This window comes from Rhodococcus sp. IEGM 1379 (assembly GCF_030056815.1).
Classification (GTDB): domain Bacteria; phylum Actinomycetota; class Actinomycetes; order Mycobacteriales; family Mycobacteriaceae; genus Rhodococcus_F.
The window spans coordinates 39,539-60,616 of the sequence record NZ_JASHKR010000009.1 but is presented as its reverse complement, the minus strand read 5'-3'; the positions used below and the strand labels follow the sequence as shown (position 1 = coordinate 60,616).

Annotated in this window: 18 protein-coding genes; 6 read left to right on the top strand and 12 right to left on the bottom strand. The window is 62.3% G+C overall.

The window, feature by feature from the left end:
• Nucleotides 1-26: 26 nt before the first annotated feature.
• From QM600_RS08045 to QM600_RS08005, 9 genes are all read right to left on the bottom strand, one after another.
• Complete coding sequence (locus QM600_RS08045) at nucleotides 27-1,664, bottom strand: monocarboxylic acid transporter (protein ID WP_283260938.1); 1,638 nt, start codon at nucleotides 1,662-1,664, stop codon at nucleotides 27-29.
• Complete coding sequence (locus QM600_RS08040; protein ID WP_283260937.1) at nucleotides 1,661-2,023, bottom strand: DUF485 domain-containing protein; 363 nt, start codon at nucleotides 2,021-2,023, stop codon at nucleotides 1,661-1,663. Before QM600_RS08040 ends, QM600_RS08045 begins: the two co-directional genes overlap by 4 nt.
• 150 nt (nucleotides 2,024-2,173) lie before the next feature.
• On the bottom strand, nucleotides 2,174-3,964 hold the full coding sequence (locus QM600_RS08035; RefSeq protein WP_283260936.1) for a sodium/solute symporter: 1,791 nt from the start codon (nucleotides 3,962-3,964) through the stop codon (nucleotides 2,174-2,176).
• Nucleotides 3,936-4,307, bottom strand: a complete 372-nt coding sequence (locus QM600_RS08030; RefSeq protein ID WP_283260935.1) for a hypothetical protein — start codon at nucleotides 4,305-4,307, stop codon at nucleotides 3,936-3,938. Before QM600_RS08030 ends, QM600_RS08035 begins: the two co-directional genes overlap by 29 nt.
• Nucleotides 4,304-5,080: a LytR/AlgR family response regulator transcription factor gene (locus QM600_RS08025; protein ID WP_283260934.1), complete on the bottom strand. Its 777-nt coding sequence runs from the start codon at nucleotides 5,078-5,080 to the stop codon at nucleotides 4,304-4,306. Before QM600_RS08025 ends, QM600_RS08030 begins: the two co-directional genes overlap by 4 nt.
• An 85-nt stretch (nucleotides 5,081-5,165) precedes the next feature.
• Nucleotides 5,166-6,383 carry a sensor histidine kinase gene (locus tag QM600_RS08020; protein WP_283260933.1) on the bottom strand — a complete coding sequence of 406 codons (1,218 nt, stop codon included), beginning with the start codon at nucleotides 6,381-6,383 and terminating at the stop codon, nucleotides 5,166-5,168.
• Complete coding sequence (locus QM600_RS08015; protein WP_283260932.1) at nucleotides 6,384-7,598, bottom strand: alpha/beta fold hydrolase; 1,215 nt, start codon at nucleotides 7,596-7,598, stop codon at nucleotides 6,384-6,386.
• Complete coding sequence (locus tag QM600_RS08010; protein WP_283260931.1) at nucleotides 7,595-9,256, bottom strand: Na+/H+ antiporter; 1,662 nt, start codon at nucleotides 9,254-9,256, stop codon at nucleotides 7,595-7,597. Before QM600_RS08010 ends, QM600_RS08015 begins: the two co-directional genes overlap by 4 nt.
• Nucleotides 9,257-9,351: 95 nt before the next feature.
• Nucleotides 9,352-9,543, bottom strand: a complete 192-nt coding sequence (locus QM600_RS08005) for an antitoxin (RefSeq protein WP_283260930.1) — start codon at nucleotides 9,541-9,543, stop codon at nucleotides 9,352-9,354.
• 195 nt (nucleotides 9,544-9,738) lie between these two features.
• On the opposite strand from QM600_RS08005, the gene QM600_RS08000 reads away from it, so the two are divergent.
• Nucleotides 9,739-10,887 (top strand): GGDEF domain-containing protein, encoded by a 1,149-nt coding sequence (locus tag QM600_RS08000; protein ID WP_283260929.1) that lies wholly within the window; start codon nucleotides 9,739-9,741, stop codon nucleotides 10,885-10,887.
• Between the two features lie 14 nt (nucleotides 10,888-10,901).
• On the opposite strand, the gene QM600_RS07995 is transcribed toward QM600_RS08000, so the two are convergent.
• Genes QM600_RS07995 through QM600_RS07985 form a run of 3 tightly spaced genes read right to left on the bottom strand, consistent with a single transcriptional unit; the run spans nucleotide 10,902 to nucleotide 15,364 of the window.
• Nucleotides 10,902-13,391 (bottom strand): HAD-IC family P-type ATPase, encoded by a 2,490-nt coding sequence (locus QM600_RS07995; RefSeq protein ID WP_283260928.1) that lies wholly within the window; start codon nucleotides 13,389-13,391, stop codon nucleotides 10,902-10,904.
• Between the two features lie 55 nt (nucleotides 13,392-13,446).
• Nucleotides 13,447-14,589, bottom strand: coding sequence for an MBL fold metallo-hydrolase (locus tag QM600_RS07990; RefSeq protein WP_283260927.1), 1,143 nt, complete (start codon nucleotides 14,587-14,589; stop codon nucleotides 13,447-13,449).
• A 43-nt stretch (nucleotides 14,590-14,632) separates the two neighbouring features.
• Nucleotides 14,633-15,364: an enoyl-CoA hydratase gene (locus QM600_RS07985; protein ID WP_283260926.1), complete on the bottom strand. Its 732-nt coding sequence runs from the start codon at nucleotides 15,362-15,364 to the stop codon at nucleotides 14,633-14,635.
• A 113-nt stretch (nucleotides 15,365-15,477) separates the two neighbouring features.
• On the opposite strand from QM600_RS07985, the gene QM600_RS07980 reads away from it, so the two are divergent.
• The 5 genes from QM600_RS07980 (at nucleotide 15,478) to QM600_RS07960 (ending at nucleotide 21,072) form a co-directional block, all read left to right on the top strand.
• Entirely contained in the window at nucleotides 15,478-16,566 is a 1,089-nt protein-coding gene (locus QM600_RS07980) for an NAD(P)-binding domain-containing protein (protein WP_283260925.1), read from the top strand.
• A gap of 280 nt (nucleotides 16,567-16,846) precedes the next feature.
• Nucleotides 16,847-19,711 carry an ATP-binding protein gene (locus tag QM600_RS07975; RefSeq protein WP_283260924.1) on the top strand — a complete coding sequence of 955 codons (2,865 nt, stop codon included), beginning with the start codon at nucleotides 16,847-16,849 and terminating at the stop codon, nucleotides 19,709-19,711.
• Nucleotides 19,708-20,124, top strand: a complete 417-nt coding sequence (locus QM600_RS07970; protein WP_283260923.1) for a roadblock/LC7 domain-containing protein — start codon at nucleotides 19,708-19,710, stop codon at nucleotides 20,122-20,124. The genes QM600_RS07975 and QM600_RS07970 overlap by 4 nt, the downstream gene beginning before the upstream one ends.
• Before the next feature lie 5 nt (nucleotides 20,125-20,129).
• A complete protein-coding gene (locus tag QM600_RS07965) occupies nucleotides 20,130-20,504 on the top strand; it encodes a DUF742 domain-containing protein (protein ID WP_283260922.1) in 375 nt (124 codons plus the stop codon).
• Nucleotides 20,485-21,072 carry a GTP-binding protein gene (locus tag QM600_RS07960; protein ID WP_283260921.1) on the top strand — a complete coding sequence of 196 codons (588 nt, stop codon included), beginning with the start codon at nucleotides 20,485-20,487 and terminating at the stop codon, nucleotides 21,070-21,072. The genes QM600_RS07965 and QM600_RS07960 overlap by 20 nt, the downstream gene beginning before the upstream one ends.
• The last annotated feature ends 6 nt before the right edge of the window (nucleotides 21,073-21,078 follow it).

Here is a 21,078-nt window from a genome sequence, read left to right as displayed (position 1 = left end):
CAAAAAGGCGCACAGGGGCGGAACCCCTAGTGGTCGACGGCCTTTTCAACGCCGACGCCCGTGAGGGAACGAACTTCCATCTCAGCCTGCTTGGCCGGATCTTCGAGCTTGTTGCGCCCGACGTACGTACCGATGATGCCGAGCGCGAAAGCCAGCGGGATCGAGACGATGCCGGGGTTGGAGAGCGGGAACCACGCGAAGTCGGAGTTCGGGAGCATCGACGACGGCTTGCCGGAAACAGCCGGTGAGAACACGATCAGCGTCAGGCAACTGATCAGACCACCGTAGATACTGAACAGTGCGCCGGTGGTGTTGAACTTCTTCCAGAACAACGAGTACAGCAGGGTCGGCAGGTTCGCCGAGGCTGCGACAGCGAAGGCAAGTGCGACCAGGAAGGCGATGTTCTGGCCCATGGCACCGATACCGAGCACGATGGAGATGAGCCCGATCACCACGACAGTGATGCGTGAAACCCGGACCTGCTGCTCTTCGGTTGCGTTGCCTCGCTTGATGACACTGGCGTAGATATCGTGAGCGAAGGACGCCGATGCTGTGATCGCGAGTCCGGCGACAACCGCGAGAATCGTTGCGAAGGCGATTGCCGAGATGATGCCGAGGAAGATGGTGCCGCCCAACTCGAAGGCCAACAGCGGAGCCGCCGAGTTCTCCTTGCCGGGTGCAGCCAGGATCTTGTCCGGGCCGACCATGCTGGCGGCGCCGTAGCCCAGAACCAGTGTGAACAGGTAGAAAGCGCCGATCAGGGAGATCGCCCACGTCACGGAGCGACGGGCTTCCTTAGCGGTGGGGACCGTGTAGAAGCGCATGAGGACGTGCGGCAGACCAGCGGTACCGAGCACCAAAGCGATTCCGAGAGAGATGAAGTCGAGCTTGCTCATCGAGGTGAGACCGTACTTGGCACCGGGTCCGAGGACATCGCGTCCCGCGACGCCCTTGGTCTCGGAACCGTTGACCATGTCCTGAGCATTGGCAAGAAGCTGCGAGAAGTTTCCGCGCACTGCCCAGAGCACCAGCACGAACATGATGCCGGCGCCGGCAACCAGCAGGACTGCCTTGACCATCTGCACGTACGTGGTGCCCTTCATACCGCCGACCAAGACGTACACGATCATCAGCACGCCGACGATCGCGACGACAACGCCCTGACCGAACTTGCCGTCGATGTTGAGCAGGAGCGCGACAAGTCCACCGGCACCAGCCATTTGGGCCAACAGGTAGAAGAGCGAGACTGTGAGGGTCGAGATTGCCGCAGCCATGCGCACCGGGCGCTGCTTGAGGCGGAAACTTAACACGTCGGCCATCGTGAATCTGCCGGTGTTCCTGAGCAATTCGGCCACCAGGAGCAAAGCCACCAACCAGGCGACGAGGAAGCCGATGGAGTACAGGAAGCCGTCGTAGCCGTAAACGGCAATTGCGCCGGCGATTCCGAGGAACGACGCGGCCGAAAGGTAGTCGCCGGCGATAGCGAAACCGTTCTGCGGCCCGGTGAATTGTCCACCGCCGGTGTAGAAGTCGGAAGCCTTCTTGGTGGTGCGACTGGCGCGGATCACGATGGTCATGGTGACTACAACAAACGCCGCAAAGATCGCGATATTGAAAGCGGGGTTACCTACGTCCGTCCCGGACGCGGCGAGAGTGGTGATCACGATGCGGGACCTTCCAGTTCTTCACGGATAGCAGCGGAGCGCGGATCGAGCTCACGGGCGGCAAATTTCACGTACCAGGCGGTGATCGCGAATGTGGTCACGAACTGACCGAGTCCGAGGATGATGCCGAGATTGACATTGCCGAAGACCTTGGTGGCCATGAAGTCATGGGCGTAGGTCGCGAGCAAGACGTACACCGCATACCAGAGCAGGAAGAATGCAGTGATGGGAAAAACGAACTTGCGCAGTCGAGTCCGCAGTTCCTGAAACTCAGGGCTCGCTTGCATGTCTATGAATGCCTGGGCATCCGGGGTGGGTCGCTCTTGCGACGCTCCCTCACTGATTTCCGCTGTGGACACTGCCGGCTCCTCGCCTCGCGTGTGAAGTGAACTACGTGCAGACGTTAGTGAGATCGGAGTCACATAAAGTGGATATGGCGACACTCACACGGTGAGCTGTCGGGCGGTGCGCCAAACGGTCGCCGCAGCGCGACAAACGGCACCGAAAACCTAGGGCTGACGTAGATCTTCTTCGCGATCGGACCCCATGCCCAGACGCTCGGGTGCATGCATTCGCGTAAAGATCCGTGCGATATCCGCAGGTACTTGCTTACTCGACGCCTTGCTCACCACGATCATCGTCACGAACGCGAGAGGCACACTGACTGCAGCCGGAAACGCGAAGATCGCGGCCGGCCAACCACTGAGCACCGTCTCCGACAATCCGCCGAGGATGGCGATGGTCGCGGCCGACCCGGCCACGAATCCACCCACCACCATTCCGGCGCCGGCACCCACCGCGGTCAATCCGCGCCACCAGACACCCAGGAGCAGCAGAGGGCAGAGCGTCGACGCGGCGACGGCAAACACCAATCCGACAGTGCGCGAGAGGTCGACTGACACCACCGCAAGGGACATGACGAGCGGAATCACACCAGCCAGCAGTGCAGCGATCCGGAAATCACGTACCCGCCCACGCAGGACATCCGTACTGATCACCCCGGCGATACTCACCAGCAGACCTGAGGAGGTCGACAGGAACGCCGCGATCGCGCCCGACGCTACCAGCGCGGCCAACAACTGCCCACCCCACCCGGAAAACACCGAACCGGGGAGCAGCAGCACCGCAGCATCCGACGTTCCGGTAATCAGCAACTGCGGTACGTACAACCGCGCAAATACTCCGAGCAGCATCGGAAACAGATAGAACACACTGACCAACCCCACCACCGCCAACGACGTCAAGCGTGCGGTCCGCCCATCCGGGTTGGTGTAGAAACGCACGAGTACGTGCGGCAAACCGAGAGTTCCGAGGAACGTCGCGAGCATCAGTGAGTACACCTGATACATCGGATGGGGGCCACCGAATCCCCATCCGGGCGAAATCCAATCCGAATTCTGGGCGGGAGCACCTGCTACGACCGGAACGGCAGCGCCGGCGTCGAGAACCATCGACATACCCTCGCCGAGCGTGTGCTCACCGGACTGGAGGACGACGGTCCCCGAAATCGGACTGCCGTCGACGTCTCCGCCGCGCACGGTCACCGGTTCCGAAACCTGCACCACGACATCGGTAGTGATGTCGACGGTGGTCTGTTCGCTGACCGTCGGCGGCGACGGCGCACCCACGTCATGCTCGTCGGCAAAGAAATAAAAGGTCAGGGCGACGGCGGGAATCGCCACCGCCGTCAGCTTGAGCCAATACTGAAATGCCTGGACAAACGTGATGGAGCGCATCCCACCGCCGACGACATTGGCGATGACGATCAGTCCGACGACAACTCCGCCGATCCAGCTGGGAACGCCCAGAAGGATATTGAGCGTGAGTCCGGCACCTTGAAACTGCGGGATCAGATACAGGATGCAGATCATCGCGACCACCAGCATCGCCAGTTTGCGCAAATGCGGTGAGCCCAAACGGAATTCTGCAAAGTCAGGAACCGTGTAGGCACCGGATCTGCGCAGCGGCGCGGCAACAAAAAGAAGCAAGGCCACGTACCCGGCAGTGAATCCGATCGGATACCACAGGCCGTCCGCCCCGTACTTTGCCACCAACCCGGCAACACCGAGAAACGAAGCTGCCGAGAGGTACTCACCCGAAATTGCCGTGGCGTTCCACCGCGGACCGACGCTGCGCGAGGCGACCAGAAAATCCGAGGTGGTGCGGGAGAGCCGCACCCCGTAAATACCGATCGCCACCGTCGCCACTGCCGCAGCGACGATGCCCAACACGGTTAACACCGGAATCGAATGCCCACCCACAGCGACGCGCTCAGTCGTCCACGAGATCGGTGAAATCATGCTCGTTGCGCTCGGCCCGACGCACGAACACCCAGCCTGTGATCAACAGCAACGGATAGACGGCGCCGCCCATCACCAACCACGGAAGCCTGATCCCCCACACCGAGTAGGCCGACAACGCGGGAAAAAGCGTGGTCAACAGCGGTATGGCACACAACAACCCGGCTGCAACCACTGCCAACCGAATCGCCAGACCCAACTGCGCACGCACCAGACCGCGAATCATGGCGTCACCGACCTCGGTCTGTTCCTGCACCTCCACCCGGGTACGGACTATGCGAGCGCCGTGACGATGCGCCAAAACCACTCGTTGACGCGCAGACGGATCCGACTGCGCGGTCACCGCGACAACCAACTCTGTTTGGGCGCGCGGACCAAACGATCCTTCAGTTCGCGGGTATGCCGACGGCTCACCGGCAACTCCACGGAGGGCTTCCCGGCGTGCGGACGGAGCGTCACCACCAAACCACTACCGACGGTACGAATTCCGGTGACCAGCGCCAGCGACACCAGATAGGAACGGTGCACACGCAGGAAACCCGCTTCGGCCCAGCGGGATTCGAGGGTCGAGATGGGTATCCGCACGAGATGCGACTTGCCGGCGGTATGCAACCGCGCATAGTCACCGTCGGCTTCCACCCACTCCACCGACGAGCGCTGTACCAGCGTGGTGACCCCGCCGAGTTCTACCGGAATCACCTCGTCTCCGGGCGCCGGATCAGGCTTGACCGCACCCTGACTACGCCCCGCCAAACCGACGATGCGAAGCACTGCCTGCGCCAGCCTCTCTTCGCGGAGCGGTTTGAGGAGGTAGTCGACCGCGCCCAGATCAAATGCCGCCACCGCGCGGTCATCGTGCGCGGTAACAAACACGACGGGCGGTGGAGTCGCAAAATTGGAGAGGATCCCGGCCAGTTCCAGACCGTCGAGGCCTGGCATGTTGATGTCGAGAAAGACCGCGTCGATGCCGCCGTCGCGAAGGATCCGCAGTGCCGTCGTCGCATCGGATGCCGTATGGACGTGCGCTACCGGCACTTGTGCGCGCAGCAGAAAAGCCAGCTCGTCGAGCGCTGGCTTTTCGTCGTCGACGGCCAGGACGGTCAATTGGGCACCCATGTCAGTCTCATTCACAGCAAACCTATGCTCCCACGAAGCTTCACCTCTGGCCGATAAAGGCCCTATTCACACACGAAGGCCCTGCTCACACATGTATGCCCTGCTTAAACTTGGGTACGCGCATGCTGACCTTCGTTCCGGCGCCCGGTGCGGTTTCCACCACCAGGCCGTAATCGTTGCCGAATGCCGCACGCAAACGGTCGTCCACATTGGCCAAGCCGACATGCGCGGCTTCCCGTGCACTGGGCCGACCGGGACCGGATTCGATGGCATCGAGGGACCCGAACCGCAACAGATCCGGGTCCATTCCGACGCCGTCGTCCTCGACGCTGATGACGCAATCGGGGCCTTCGTCCGCCGCCACGATGCTGATGGTGCCGCCGTCCGCCTTGCCGGAAATACCGTGGCGGACGGCGTTCTCGACCAGAGGTTGAAGAGCCAGAAACGGGAGGACCACATTGAGCACTTCCGGCGCCACCTGCAGTTTCACTCCGAGCGCATCACCGAACCTGGCGCGCTCGAGCGTCAGGTATCGGTCGATGTTGCGCAATTCGTCTGCCAGCAGCGTGAACTCACCCGCCGAGCGGAACGAGTAGCGAGTGAAATCGGCGAACTCGAGAATGAGCTCACGCGCGCGGTTCGGATCGGTGCGCACAAACGACGCGACAGTATTGAGTGCGTTGTAGATGAAGTGTGGACTGATCTGCGCCCGCAGTGCGCGAACCTCCGCGCGGTCGAGTCGTGCACGCGAAGCGTCCAGGTCTGCCAATTCGATTTGGCTACAAGCATATCGAGCTACATCGGTGATGGCGCCCAGCATTCCCGGCCACGGATCCTCGGTGGTGACAACTCCCAGTACCCCGACGACGCCGATGTCCTCGATGATCATCGGCTGCACGATCAATGCGCGAACTCCGTGATCCCCGTTGCCCCGCACGAGGTCTGCGTAGGTCACCAGGACTCGGCGCTCCCCCTCGATAGCGCGTATCGCGGCATCGCGAAACTGATCGGCCAACGATCCGTGCGGGCCGTTCCACGCGAGCACTGCTCCGGTAGCATCGGCGATTCCCAAACCTCGAGCGCCGGTCAACGCACGCAGGTGTGGTGCGGCTTCGGCCGCCGATTCAGTGTCGAGACCGCGCCGAAGTGGACGCGCTGCAAGTGAAGCCGTGTGCAAGGCCGCATGAACGGCACGTTCCGTCGGCGAGGTGACTTCGCGTCTGGTACGCATCCAGACCGCCGTCAATCCCACCACCAGAACGACGACTATCCCGATGAACAGCGCGGCTACCGTCGGGCTCATCTACGCGTCGCAGTTGTTCGGGGCAGCAACTCCGGCAAAGCGATCTTGAATCCAGGCGACGGCGCCGGGAACCGCCTTGCCATCTGCATGCCCCTCCCCTGGCCGGGACACGAATTCGATCACGTCGCCGTCGGCGCAGGCACGGCCCACAGCGGCTTCGGTCCACTCGGGCCGAATGAGATTGTCGTTTCCACCGACCACCACGTACAGCGGACCGCTCGCCCGCTGCCGCGGCAGTGCAATGTCGCTCAGCCAGCCGTGAATTCGATCGGCGTCGGCATCTGTACTCGGCCGGGTGTCCGCCGCAGTGACCTTGCCGGCCAGCCCGAACTTCTCGCTCGCGCGGGCGGTGAGGCATGACGACAGTAGTTCGTAATTCTCCGCGAACGCACCGTGGACGTAATCGCCCCGATCGAGTTCGGGGTGCGTCTGAGACAACCCTTCAAGAACGTAGGGAAGCAACAGTTGCTGGGGCAGAGATAGATTCACGTCTGCTCCGCTGGTGATGATCGGAGATATATCGGCTGCGGGTGAAAGGTTTGCCGCACCGACGAATTCGAGTCCGTCGCCGTAGACACCGGCCTTCTCTGCTGCCGCCCACGATGCCTGCCCACCTTGTGAAAGCCCCAAGGTCGCCCACCGAGTCGAGGTATCCGAGACTACGTTGCGGGCAGCACGAACGGCGTCGATAACGTTGTAGGCGGCGGCATCCGGTTGCAGGTACGGGTGCGGACCCTCGGTACCGAGACCTTCGAAATCCGTCGCGGCAACAACGTATCCGGACTTCAAGAGCGGCGCCACCAAACCGATTGCGCCGAAGAGCGTCGGTGAGGCAGACGGAGCGCAGTCATCGGAAATGCCAGTGGTGCCGTGCCCCACGGAGACGATGGGCCAGCCCCCTTCGGGAGGAGTTCCCGGCGGGGTGAATACCGTTCCCGAGACTCGGGTTTCGCGGCCGTCGATGCCGGAGGTCGAACCGTAGAGAATCTTCCGGGCGGTTGCACCGGTGCCAATCACTTCTGCTGTTGTCGTGAACGGTTCGTTCTCGAACACGACGCCGCGCTGAGCACTCGACTGCTCCGGAGTTGCTGCCGAGGTAGACGGAGTGGCCGGCGCCTCCGCACCCGTCGATCCGCACGCCGCACTCACCACCAAGGCGGCTGCTGCGAGCGCGCCCCAGACCGACCGCCGAACCCTCGAACTACCTACGCTCATGACGTACCTTCTCCTTTTGCCGCCACTCGCGCACGACGGCGTCGTACCCGCTCCTCGGCAGCAGCCTCCTCGAGATCAAGACCTTCCAACACGGTACGCAAGACGTCGTCGTCCAGATCGCCGCTGTCCCGCGCAGCAATCAATGCCACACGCTGCGAGCGCAACGACTGGTGCCGGAACTTGTCGAACAACGCTCCCGCATGCCATATCGCCGCCTCGCGGTCGTTGTCCTCGTCAGTCTCCTGAACTTGAAGACGGGCCTGCATCGACCTTCGCACCCGCTCGACGATCGCCTGCAATTCCTTGCTGTCGATTTCAGGCGGCGGATGAGCGGCTACATCCGCCAGCGCCTTCTCGCCGGCCCGGCGAGAGATGTTGCGCGCCAACTCCATCTGTTCCTGAGTGCGCAACGTCTCGTACGGATCGGCTACATCCAGTCGTCGAATCAGGAACGGCAGCGTTGACCCCTGCAACAGCAGAGTCCCGACGGCGACAATGAAGGCGATGGCCTGGATGACACCGCGACCGGGAAACGGCTCGCCGGTCGAAAGCGCAAAGGGAATACCGCCGGCCGCTGCGAGTGTGACCACTCCGCGCATTCCGGCCCAGGACACTACAAGATTCTGTTTCCACGACAGCTGTTTCTGTCGAAGCCCTCGGCGGAATGTCACACCGAAACGCACCCGTGAGTAACTCGAGAACAACCACACCGGCCGGATCACGATCACCACGGCCAACACCGCAAGCCCGTAGAAGAACACGTGGACCACCGGAAGCCCGTCCGCCACAACATCGTCGATCACGAAACTCAACTGCAGACCCATGTACGCGAACACGAACATCTCGAGCAGTGTCTCCAGGCTCGACCAGACTGATCGCTCCTGCAACCTCGTCATGATCGACGCATCCGTCGAATAGTGCCCGATTACCAAGCCAGCGACCACAACTGCCAGAACGCCCGACGCGTGAAGCTCTTCGGCAGCCAGATACGCGGCAAACGGAAGAACCAATCCCAGGCCCGTTTCGAGCGGTGAATCGTACATCCGCGCGCGCACGAACTTCACGATGAACGCGAGTACCAACCCGATCACGATGCCGCCCACAACTTCGTAGGCGAAGAACAACAGCGGTGAGTCCGTCGCGATCCGAGTGCCCGTCACCGCAGCTACGGCGACGGTGAACAGTGTCAACGCGGTGGCGTCGTTAACCAGGCCTTCACCCGTGAGAATTGCTATGACACGCTTCGGAAGTCCCAGTTTCTGGCCTACCGCTACGGCACTGACCGCGTCGGTGGGCGCGACTACCGCACCGAGAACCAACGCTGCACCGATCGTGAGTTCCGGTACCAGCCATTCGGCGAAAAAGGCGACTACGCCGGCCGTGACCAGAACCATGCCTACGCCCAGACGCAGGATCGGCGCAAGGTTGCGTTTGAATGTCGCCACTGAGAATTTGAGAGCGGCCGAATACAGTAGTGGCGGTAGCACCACACCGAGAATGACGTGTGGATCCAGTTCTGGCCGAGGCATTCCCGGAATGAACGACGCAGCCGAACCGACCGCAACCAGGACGAGGGGGGCCTGTAGGTTTCGGCGATTCGCCAGCCCTGTGACTGCGATGGCGGCGATGACGACCAGCAGAATCCAGGTGAAGTTCACCCCCCTATTGTGCCTGCCCACCCTGGGAGTTCACCTAGAGGACGCGCAGGAGCCCGCAACCTCGACGGGTTGCGGGCTCCTGAGCTTTCAGGTGACTACTCCTTTTCGGGAACAGCCTTCTTGGCAGCCTCAGCTGCCTTGTCGATCTGGTCGCCGTACTTTCCGCCGGTCTTGTCGTCGGCGATGTCAGCTACTTTGTCGATCGCGTCGTGAACCTTGTCGGAATTCTCCGATGCAAGTTCCTGCCCCTTTTCGACGAGACCCTTGACGTTGTCCAGGAAACCCATGTCCGTGTCCTCTCCCAGTGCTGACGCACATCTATCGCGGAATGCGAACCTCCGCGCAACCTTGATTCTCACAGGTACAGACGAAGTATGCCAAGAATGACTGCCACCTGATTGTCACTGCTTCCAATCCAAGGTACCGTTAACCGACTATTAACTGAATGGCAGACCGAAGTTCATCGCAAGTGATTTCGACAGGTGACCAGATTGAATGCAGATTCGCGAGGGCCGGGAATCATTCCGCGGCCCGGCCGTGGCCTGCTGTCGCGAACCTGGCTCGCCACCACCGATTACACCTGGCTACCCCGTTTTCTCGATACCCGCGGACTAACCAGACCCGGGCGCGTGATCATCGCCTCCTGGTGTTTTGTCTTCGCCTTGATGGCCGCGACCATGCAACTGAGCAATCTGGGAGCCGACAGCGGATTAGCCAGATCGGTACTGACAGTGTCAGCCCTCAGCGGCCTCTACGGCGGGGTGAGTTGGAGTCGCCACGCCACCTGGCCCAACTGGGCACAGTCCATGACTTTTGTCGTCTGGAGTGATGTGTGGCTGGCACTCGCCCTACTGATCGGCGTCCGGTCCGCATTCGTCGGAACCATCGGCTGCATTCTCTTCATCATGATCGGCTTCTACGTCGCCGTAGTTCACAGCCCACGCGTCGCTGTCGCTCACATCGGCGGGGCTCTCGTCATCTGCTCTCTGCTCGCGCGCAGTGCCCTCACCGACCCGTCGAACGACGACTGGATCGTATTCGACATGTATGTGATCATCTGCGGAGTCATCATCACCACCGCCTGGGCATTGCAAGTCGTCTGGCTGCGACTGACCGACGACGCCCGCCGCGCAGGTCGCGACTACCTCACCGCCACGCTCAATCGCCGCGGCCTGCAAGACGAGGCGCGGCAGCTACTTCGCGGAGACCCCTCGCATTCGAAAGCCCTGGTCGCCATGCTGATCGACGTCGACTCGTTCAAGCGGCTCAACGACACACACGGGCACGGAGCCGGCGACGACGCATTGACTGCCATCGCCGAACGGCTGGTCCGTGCGGCGGGCCCCGAAGGTGTGGTGGCACGCATCGGCGGCGACGAATTTGTTGTCCTCCGCAGCGTCGACGCTACCGACATCGAAACTGTTGCCGCACAGATTCACTCCGCGATCAGCTCCACGTCCGATCTTTTTCCGGTATCCGCCAGCACCGGCGTCAGCGTGTATCTCACGACGGCAGCAGACCTACCCGGTAGTGCGGTCAACATGCTGATCGAGCATGCCGACAATGCGATGTACCGCGCGAAGAAGCGGGGCGGCAACCGCATTGCCTGGGCCCACATGTCACAACACTGAACGTGCCGAACCAGCTACGACGTGTGTGCGTGATGATGCTCGCCCGGGAGATCTTCCGGTGTGGTGAACAACTTTCGCTTCTCACCGTGCAACCTGGCGCTGACCCACCATGACACCTCGACCAAGAAAACTCCGACCGCTCCGGCGGTGATCGCGAGCGTCGTGGCTGCAATATTGCTCGGATCCAGCTCGAAGAACGTACGAGTGAACGGCAAGGCGAACAAGATGAGGTAACCCGCCACCGAGCCGCCGATCAGGACGAGCTTCCACCACGTGTACGGTCGGGCAACGACCGCCAATACCCACAGAGCGATCATGATCAGCGTGATCAACGCAGTGGTGCTTTCCTGCTCGCGTGTCACATCGTAGCTAGTGTGAACGATTACGTACGTGACGAATGTGGTGACGCCGATGATGATTCCCGACGGCAAGGCCAACCGCATCACGCGGGCCACAAAACCGGAACGAGCCCGTTCGTTGTTGGGTGCCAGCGAAAGAACGAACGCCGGAATACCGATCGTGAACCAAGCGGCAATCGTGACGTGCCGAGGGAGGAACGGGTACGACAACGCTTCGAAGTGGAAAATCTGGGACAAGACGCCGGTAATTCCGATCAGGAACGCGAGCACCACCGAGTAGACGGTCTTGGTGAGGAATAGATTGGAGACGCGCTCGATGTTGCCGATGACGCGCCGGCCTTCTGCCACCACGTACGGCAGAGTCGCAAACTTGTTGTCCAACAGCACGATCTGAGCAACCGCACGCGTGGCCGGGCTTCCCGAGCCCATCGAGACTCCGATGTCGGCATCCTTGAGTGCCAGCACGTCGTTGACACCGTCGCCGGTCATCGCAACGGTGTGGCCGCGAGACTGCAAGGCAGCGACCATTTCCCGCTTCTGATCCGGGCGTACCCGACCGAAAGTGGTAGCACCCTCGAGAACATCGGCGAGTTTTTCCTGATCGCTGGGCAGTTCCCGCGCATCGATCGGGCGATCGCCGCCCTCGAGACCGAGAGAACCAGCAACGGCACCGACTGACACGGCATTGTCACCCGAGATGACCTTGACCGCGACCTTCTGACTTGCGAAGTACTCCAACGTTTCCTGCGCGTCGGGGCGAACCTTCTGCTCGAGAACGACCAGCGCTGCCGGTGTCACGATCCCGGGAGCATCGGCGTCGTCGACCGAAAGATTGCTACTGCCCAACATGAGTACGCGCAGTCCGTTGGACCCCACCGACTCTGCTTCCCGAGCCATGTCGGAGGCCGGGTCGAGGAGCATGTCCGGAGCGCCCAGCACCCAGTTGCCGTGGGCGCCGTAGGACTGCCCGCTCCACTTCTTCGCGGACGAGAACGGCGCCACCGCAGTAGCTTCGCCCCAACCGGCGTCCGCGGGCATCGACTCCCGGATGGCAAGAACACTCGCGTTCGGCCGCGGATCCGAGGCGGCCATGGCGCTCAGCGCGGCCTTGATCACCGACTCGTCGGCGGAGCCTTCGGCAAGCTTCAACTCCGACAGTCGCATACCGTTCTCGGTGAGCGTTCCCGTCTTGTCCGCGCACACGACGTCGACGCGGGCCAAGCCCTCGATCGCCGGCAATTCCTGAACGAGGCACTGCCGCTTGCCTAGTCGGATGACGCCGACGGCAAACGCGATGGACGTCATCAAAACCAGGCCCTCCGGGACCATAGGAACCAGAGCCGCGACCATGCCGTTGAGTGCCGGGCCAAGCGACTGCCCGCTCGAGAACAACTGGTTGTAGATGATCAGCGCGCCCGCCGGGATCATCAAGTACGTGATGAACTTGAGGATGCTGTCGATACCGCTGCGAAGTTCCGAATGCACCAAGGTGAACTTGCTGGCTTCTTCGGCCAACTTTGCTGCGTACGCGTCGCCGCCGACCTTCGTGGCCCGGTATGCGCCGCTGCCGGCCGCCACAAAACTTCCCGAAAGTACCGGCGCCCCAGCCATCTTGTGCACCGGGTCCGCTTCACCCGTGAGCAGCGACTCGTCGATCTCGAGTGCCGCAGAACTGACTACTTCACCGTCGACCACGATCTGGTCACCGGAACCCAATTCGATGATGTCGTCGAGAACAACATCTTTGGGTGCGAGCGCCACTGCGACACCATCGCGGCGGACCATCGGTTTGGCCTGAGAGACGATGGCCAACGCATCCAGAGTTCGCTTGGCGCGAATCTCCTGGATGATGCCGATACCGCTGTTCGCGACGATCAGGAATCCGAACATGCCGTCGATCACGGAACCCGTCGACAACACGATCACCAACAACACCGTCAGAATCGCGTTGATGCGGGTGAAAATATTGCCGCGAATGATGTCCTTGACCGACCGCGAAGCCCGATCCGGAACGTCGTTGGTCTGACCCGACGCTATGCGAGCCGCAACTTGCTCGGCCGTCAACCCACGTGAGACGTCGATGTCGTCGGGGGAATCCGCGGTCGCCACTGCTGTTTCTTTTGAACCCGTGTGCTCGTGAGCCATGGTCAAAGATTACGCACCCGACGCCGTATTTCCCGGTCCGACCCGAATCGGGCGGCTATCCCAGCGCGATCCACCACTTCGTCGGCGGCGCGCTGGACAGTGCGTCGATCCTGCCACCCGGCATCGGCACCGCCACGGTGGTGCCGACTCCCGCGGCAGTCTCGGTCAACCGCACGATCGGCTCGGACCACGAATGGAACGCAAGATTGAAGGTCGCCCAGTGAATCGGCACGAATACTCCGCGTTCCGCGTCCCCGAGGTTCAGATCGGCGTGCGTCTGAACTGCTTCTTCGGGGTTCATGTGGATATCGGGCCACCGCACGTCGTAAGCGCCGACCGGGAGAAGGGTCAAGTCGAAAGGTCCGTACTTCTTTCCGAGTTCGACAAACCGCGGCGTGTATCCGCTGTCGCCGCCGAAGAACACCCGATGGTTCGGACCGGCAAAGACCCACGACGCCCACTGCGTCGTATTGCGGACGAGGCCACGCCCCGAGAAATGGCGGGCCTCGGTGCACGTGAGAACCAAATCGTTGACAGTGTTGTCGCGATCCGTCCGCTGGATCGTCGTCGACTCGTCCCAGTCCAGCTCGATAATGCGATTCTCCGGCACCTTCCAGTGACGGAGGTGCGCACCGATACCCACCGGCACCACGAACGGCGCCTTCTGCGAATGCGTCAGAATTTTGACGGTCGCCATGTCGAGATGGTCGTAGTGATCGTGGGAGATGACTATCGCATCCACCGCGGGCAGATCTTCCAGAGATACGGGCACCGCATGCATACGTGCGGGACCGACTGCAGTAGAAGGCGATACGCGCTCACTCCACACGGGATCGGCGAGCACGCGGTATCCGTCGACCTCGACCAACACGCTCGAATGGCCGTACCAGGTAACTGCCGCAGCGCCTGCCTGCGCCGGCGCCAGCGGAGTGGCCAACGGGATGGGGGCGCGTGGCCGTCCCATCGACCCGCGGGTGAGCATCGACTTCGCCATCCCGGCATCGGTACCCGGAACCAGAGCGCTGCTGGGTTCCGAATTATGAAACTGGCGGTCTCGATATCGCGGTGATGCCGCCGCATAGGGTTGCACCGCACTACGCGATGCCCCGATCTGCGTCGGGATTCCCCAGGCGGCTCGCGCCACCCATCCTGTTGCCGCAGTTACCGCGGCAAGGCCGAGAAGCGTCGTCTTCTTCATTCAGACCAGCGTAGCTACTATTTCCCGCCGGAGCGGGACGCGACTATTTCCCCTTGAAGACGGGTGGGCGATTCTCGATGCGGGCAGCGCGGGCCTCTTGGACGTCCTCGCTGAGCCACGCCGCGTGAAGTGCGTCGAGTTGCTCGGGTGACTGCTCGTCCATCGTTCCGTCGTCGTTGAGAACCATCTTCATGTGACGCAGCGACAGCGGTGCGAGGTTGGCGATGCGGTGCGCCCATTCCTGCGCGTCTTCGAGTGTGCCGATCTTGTTGGCCAGGCCGCGGTTGAATGCTTCCTCTGCGCCAATCTGTTCGATGCCGAGCAGAATCGTGCGGGCCGGGCCGCCGCCGACGAGAGATGCCAGTCGATGCATCGTCCACTTGTCCACCGAAACACCGAGAGTCGCAGCCGGAATACCAAACCGGGCGGCAGGAGCTACGACGCGCAGATCGGAAGCGATGGCGAGTTGCGTACCGGCGCCGATGGCCGGACCGTTGACGGCTGCGATCACCGGGATGGGCGCGGTATCGATGGAGCGGAGCATTTCGAAGAGATGGTCGGTGAAGCCTTCCATGTACACGTCGCCGGAGAGGTCGGCGCCGGCGCAGAATGCCGATCCCTGTCCCGTGATCACGATGACGTGAGCGCGATCTGCGACGGCAGCGTTCACCGCGTCCTTGATTGCGATGCAGAGTTCCGCGCTGAGGGCGTTACGACGCTCATGACGCTGCAACTCGATGGTCACGACATTGCCGTCACGGGAAGTCCCGATCATGTCCGCTCGCTTTCATTTCTGGAAGGCTCGGCACACGGGATGTTCCGAATGCCGTTACCGCCGCTAATAGTTCTCTGCAGCAGAGTTCTGTGCATCAGGAGGTTAGATTACCGATGAGTACGAACGACCGTGCCGACGGACAAGCCCACGACGTCGATGTGGTGGTGATCGGAGCCGGCCAGGCCGGCCTCTCGGCCGCGTACTACCTCCGTAAGTTCGGCGTACCGCCGGAGTCCGGCTTCGTCGTACTCGATCACGCCGCCGGTCCCGGCGGAGCGTGGCAATTCCGTTGGCCGAGCCTGACTTTGAGTACCGTCAATGGCGTGCACGACCTGCCGGGCATGTCTTTCGCGGAAACGACCGGCACCGATGCCGAACACGTACCGGCATCAGTCGCAGTCCCCCACTATTTCGAGTTGTACGAGAAGAAGTTCGAGCTTCCCGTCCACCGACCGGTACACACTCGCGTCGTGTGCCCCCGTGAAGAGCGTCTGCGCATCGAGACCGACCACGGCGTATTCAACGCACGCGGGTTGATCAATGCGACGGGAACGTGGGAGCGCCCGTTCATTCCGCATTACCGCGGCGCCGAGGCTTTTCGCGGACGCCAGCTACACACCCGGGACTACCGCTCCGCCCTCGAGTTCGAAGGCAAGCACGTCGTGGTCGTCGGCGGGGGCATCTCCGCGGTCCAGTTACTCGACGAGATCTCCCAGGTCACGACCACGACCTGGGTGACCCGACGCGAACCGCAGTTCCGCGACGAGCCCTTCACCCCGGACATCGGGCGAGAAGCCGTCGCAATGGTCGAAGATCGAGTACGACGCGGACTCCCACCCGGGTCGGTAGTTTCGGTCACGGGCCTGCCGGTGACACCCGCGATCCGTGCGGCCCTCGAACGCGGTGTGCTGACAAGGCTGCCGATGTTCTCGGAGATCCTTCCGCATGGCGTCAGATGGGAAGACGGAACGTCGATCGATGCCGATGTCATCCTGTGGTGCACCGGTTTTCGGAGCTCCCTCGATCACCTTGCACCGCTTCATCTACGGGGTCCCGGTGGCGGAATTGAGATGACCGGACGCCTCGCCACCCAAGTTACGTCCGACCCGCGAGTACATCTGGTCGGCTACGGCCCGTCATCCTCGACGATCGGCGCGAACCGGGCCGGCCAGGCTGCGGTAGCGGAACTGTTGGGGCGCTAACGCCCCCTGTGCGCCTTTTTGGTAGTGCACGCTACCAAAAAGGCACACAGGCGCAGCCTCTAGCGACCATTTGGTTACGGTTGTCCGATTGGACCCCCACCAGTACAAACAGGAAATGCAGAGCTCTCGCCCCGAAACCGGGCACGCGTGTGGCCAGACAAAGGACCTTCTGTTACCGTTCAGCTAACTTCTTCCGATCACACACAATCGGAGGAACTCGGGCAATGACCCAATCGGGGGGGTTGACGTGAGGGGCAGTCATGAAGGGGCAGCGGTCCGCATGAAAAACGATGCACACACAAAAACCGCGTGGTGGTCGATCAGCGAATGGCGACTCGGATGGAAGGTTGTCGCAGTCCTCACCGTTCCGATGCTCATCGCCGTCATGCTCGGTGCATTTCGGATCCAGGCTGAACTCGCCGAGGCCGCAAAACTCAGCTCGTCTTCCGAACGCGCCCTCGCAGTCCCCGCGGCCCTTCATCTGGAAGACGCACTCTACGAACTCGCCGTCGCGTCGTCCTCCGGCACCGAAACCACGACTGCCACTGCGGCAGTAACGAATTCGATGCAAGAACTTGTCACCGCCGGTCGAACCTTCCAGACTGACGACGCACTCAACGGGCAGGTCACCCGTGCCCTGCAAAATAGTCGATCGATCGTCGAAGAGGTTGCCTCCGGCGCAGTCGCGCCGGCCCGACTCGTCGCCCGGGTCAACGAAGTCTCGACCGATATCTCGAGCGCATTCACCGACATCATCAAGGCCTCCCAGCGACCGATTCTGCGCGAGCACGGCGGGGAATTCGCAACGCTGTGGGCAGCGCGACGCGCGCTGGCCGACCAGCGAATCCTGTTCGGTTCCGGCCGCCTCGATCAACAAGCCCGGACCGCGTTGGCTACCACGGCCGGAGCAGAACTTGCTGCCCTGGGCGGCGTGCTTCCCACTAACGAAGCAGACAGCAATCCCACAGCCGTCAACGCCGTCAAGGCTCTGACAGCGTCAGCGCAGAATCGCGTCGACGAGATCGGTGCGACGGCCTCCACATCGCCGCTGAGCAGTCAGATCGACATCGGCCTTCAGACCAGCAGCGACCAGTACAACGCCCTGACCGACGCCGCCGTGGGCCAGTTCGGCAGCACGGTAACCACTGAGGCCAACATCGCTCGATCGGCAGCACTTCGAGACACCGCACTCGTCCTCGGCGCCGTCCTCGCTGCACTTGTCATCGCGCTGATCATCAGCCGATCGCTCGTCGATCCCATCCGACGCCTGCGCTTCGCCGCCCTCCAGGCTGCCCGCCGTGGACTACCCGAGGCCATCGAACGCATCCGGGCCGGCGAGAAGACAACCGATCTGGAATTCACCCGCGTACCCATACGCACCCACGAGGAAATCGGTCAGCTCGCACGTGCCGTCGACGACATGCACGCGCAGGCCATTATGCTCGCCGGCGAGCAGGCAACACTGCGGCGCCAGGTCAACGACATGTTCGAGACGCTGTCGCGCCGCAACAAGTCCCTCGTCGAGCAGCAACTCGGCCTGATCGAACAACTCGAGCAGGACGAAGGTGATCCGCGGCGACTCGAGAACCTCTTCCGCATCGACCACATCGCTGCCCGGATGCGACGCAACAGCGACAACCTCCTCATCCTCTCCGGCACCGAAGGTCGCCGCGGACGATCCGCACCGATGTCACTCGCGGACGCTCTACGCGCCTCCGTATCCGGCGTCGAGGACTACCTGCGCGTCGAACTCGGACAGATTCCGGCAGGCGTCCTCACCGGACAGTCCAGTGCCGACGTCGTGCATCTCATCGCCGAACTTCTCGACAATGCGCTGCGATACTCACCGCCGGAAACAACCGTGACCATCAACGCTGGCCCTACGTCCGAAGGTTCCATGCTGGTGGAGGTCGCTGACCTCGGCATCGGAATGTCCACGACAGATCTACTCGACGCCAACGGCCGTTTGGCTTCAGGCGGCGAGATGAGTCCCGACACCGCACGCCACATGGGCTTGTTCGTCATCAGCCGCATCAGCCGCCGATACAACATTTCGGTTCGCCTACGCCCCACCGGAGTTGCGCAGGACCGAAACGGAATCACTGCCTCGGTTCTCCTTCCGGCAGGGCTGCTCGAAGCGCCGGGGCAAGACTCAGCTCGGACGCCGTCTGCGCCGTTCATCGCCCCGGCTCGCACCGGTGCTCCGGCAGCAACCCCAGCCCGGGCTGTAGTCCCCGCTGTGACTGCGCAGGTCACGCCGGTTCAGGTTTCGGCGCCACTGAACAGCAATCCCCTGAAAACCGAAGCAACGCCACTGTCCGCGACCGGACTTCCGCAGCGACAACCGGGTAACACCATCCGGGTCACACTGCCGCCTCCAGTTGCCGGCGCACCCACGCTGGCAGTTGTTGCGCTCCCCGAAGAAGCTGCACTTCCGCGTCGCACCCCCGGGACAAGTGGAGCGCCGGGCATCGGTGACACTATCGCGGAGGTCCCGACGTCTGTGGCTCCCGCTACCGAAAGCGTTGCTCCTCAGACGAAGAGCAATGAAGTGAACAGCGGGGAACCGAAGAACGGGGAACCGGAACCCCGGCACCGGCTGAGCTCCCCGACCCCGACCAATACCGCGGCCTTCTTCTCCTCCCGAGCTAGTGACGGGTTCCCGCCCCGCGCGGCTGTTCGCACCACCGAACTTCCGGACCCAGCCCCAGGCACTACACCGATAGCATCGCCGATCTTTGCCAGGATGGTCTCCGAATGGCTGGTCGATCCGACGGAACAAACCTCCACTGCCACAAGCGGAACCGCCTGGACAACTGATGCCGATCAGGGGTGGGTCGCTGCCCGCGCATCGTTCGAACTACCGGTCGCCAAGGTCTCAGATTCCGGTCTCCCGATCCGCGACCGCGGTGCCCGGTTGGTTCCCGGCACCGCCGGAACCACCATCACCCCGCTGCGGTCCGGCGCTCACCGCCAGACCACCGATCCGGAAAACGTCCGACGGGGATGGAGCGACTATCAGTCCGGCGTCAGCCGCGGACGACGCCATGTCGGCGAGAACCCTGCCGATTTGTCCACCGTGCGCCATGGCGCCACCCACCCGCACTCGGCCACGACCGGGCAGAACGATGAAGGAGAACAGTGAATTCTGTCGGAGCCCAAGAGACTCCTCGCTCACTCGATTGGTTGGTGTCTGGCTTCGCACGTGACGTTCCGGGCGTGAGCCACGCGATCATCGTCTCGGCCGACGGACTGTTGACGGCTGCGAGCACCCACCTTCCGCTCGACCGTGCAGACCAATTGGCTGCCGTGACATCCGGACTCGCCAGCTTGTCGGCGGGTGCATCACGTTTGTTCGACGGCGGTGCCGTCATGCAATCGGTAGTCGAAATGGAGAACGGTTACCTACTGCTCATGGGTGTCGGCAGCGGCGCGTACCTAGCGGCGCTCGCCGTCGCGGGTTGCGATATCGGCCAGATAGGTTACGAGATGGCAACTCTCGTGGACCGGGTCGGAACCACCATGGACATCGCTCCCCGATCAGGTCGGGATTTCTGATCTCGATGCCTCATCATCGATCCGGGCACGTTGACATCGAACCGAATCTGGTTCGCCCCTACGCGCTCACCGAAGGTCGGACAATACCGTCCATCGATCTTCCGCTCGAAGCAATAGTTGCGACGGTCGAAGACGCCCTCACGAAACGCCTTGCACCTGAGGACATCCGTGCGTCGATTGTCACCCTGTGTGAACAGCGAATCTCCATCGCGGAAATCGCTGCGCACCTTGCTGTTCCGATCGGCGTGGCACGGGTTCTGGTGGCGGATCTCGTCGTCACCGGGGCATTGGAAGTACAAGCCACTCTGCGAAGCGATGCGACCAGCGTCGAGCGCCGCGAATTGATCGAAAGGACCCTCAGTGGACTTCGGGCACTCTGACGCACCGTCTCGCGTCAAATCGACAAAAATCGTGATCGCCGGAGGATTCGGCGTCGGAAAGACGACTCTGGTGGGAACGGTCTCCGAGATCGTCCCCCTGCGGACCGAAGCAATGGTCACCGATGCCAGTGACGGTATCGATCACCTCGGCGCTACTCCGAACAAGAACACCACAACGGTGGCAATGGATTTCGGCCGTATCACCCTGGCCGACGACCTGGTTCTCTACCTGTTCGGCACTCCTGGTCAGCGGCGCTTCTGGTTCATGTGGGACGACCTCATCACCGGCGCCATCGGGGCTGTCATCCTCGTCGACACGCGTCGACTCGAAGACAGTTTTGCTGCCGTCGACTTCTTCGAGGCCCGCGGCCTACCGTTCATCGTGGCAGTCAACCGCTTTGACGGTGCGCCCATCCACTCGGCCAGCGATCTCCGTCAGGCGCTGGCACTACCCAATCGAATTCCGATGATCGAGATCGATGCGCGAAACCGCGAGTCCGCCAAACAGGCACTGATCGCGGTTACCGAATACTCACTCGAATTTCTTGCGGCCGCAGCTCTCGCTTGACCCAGC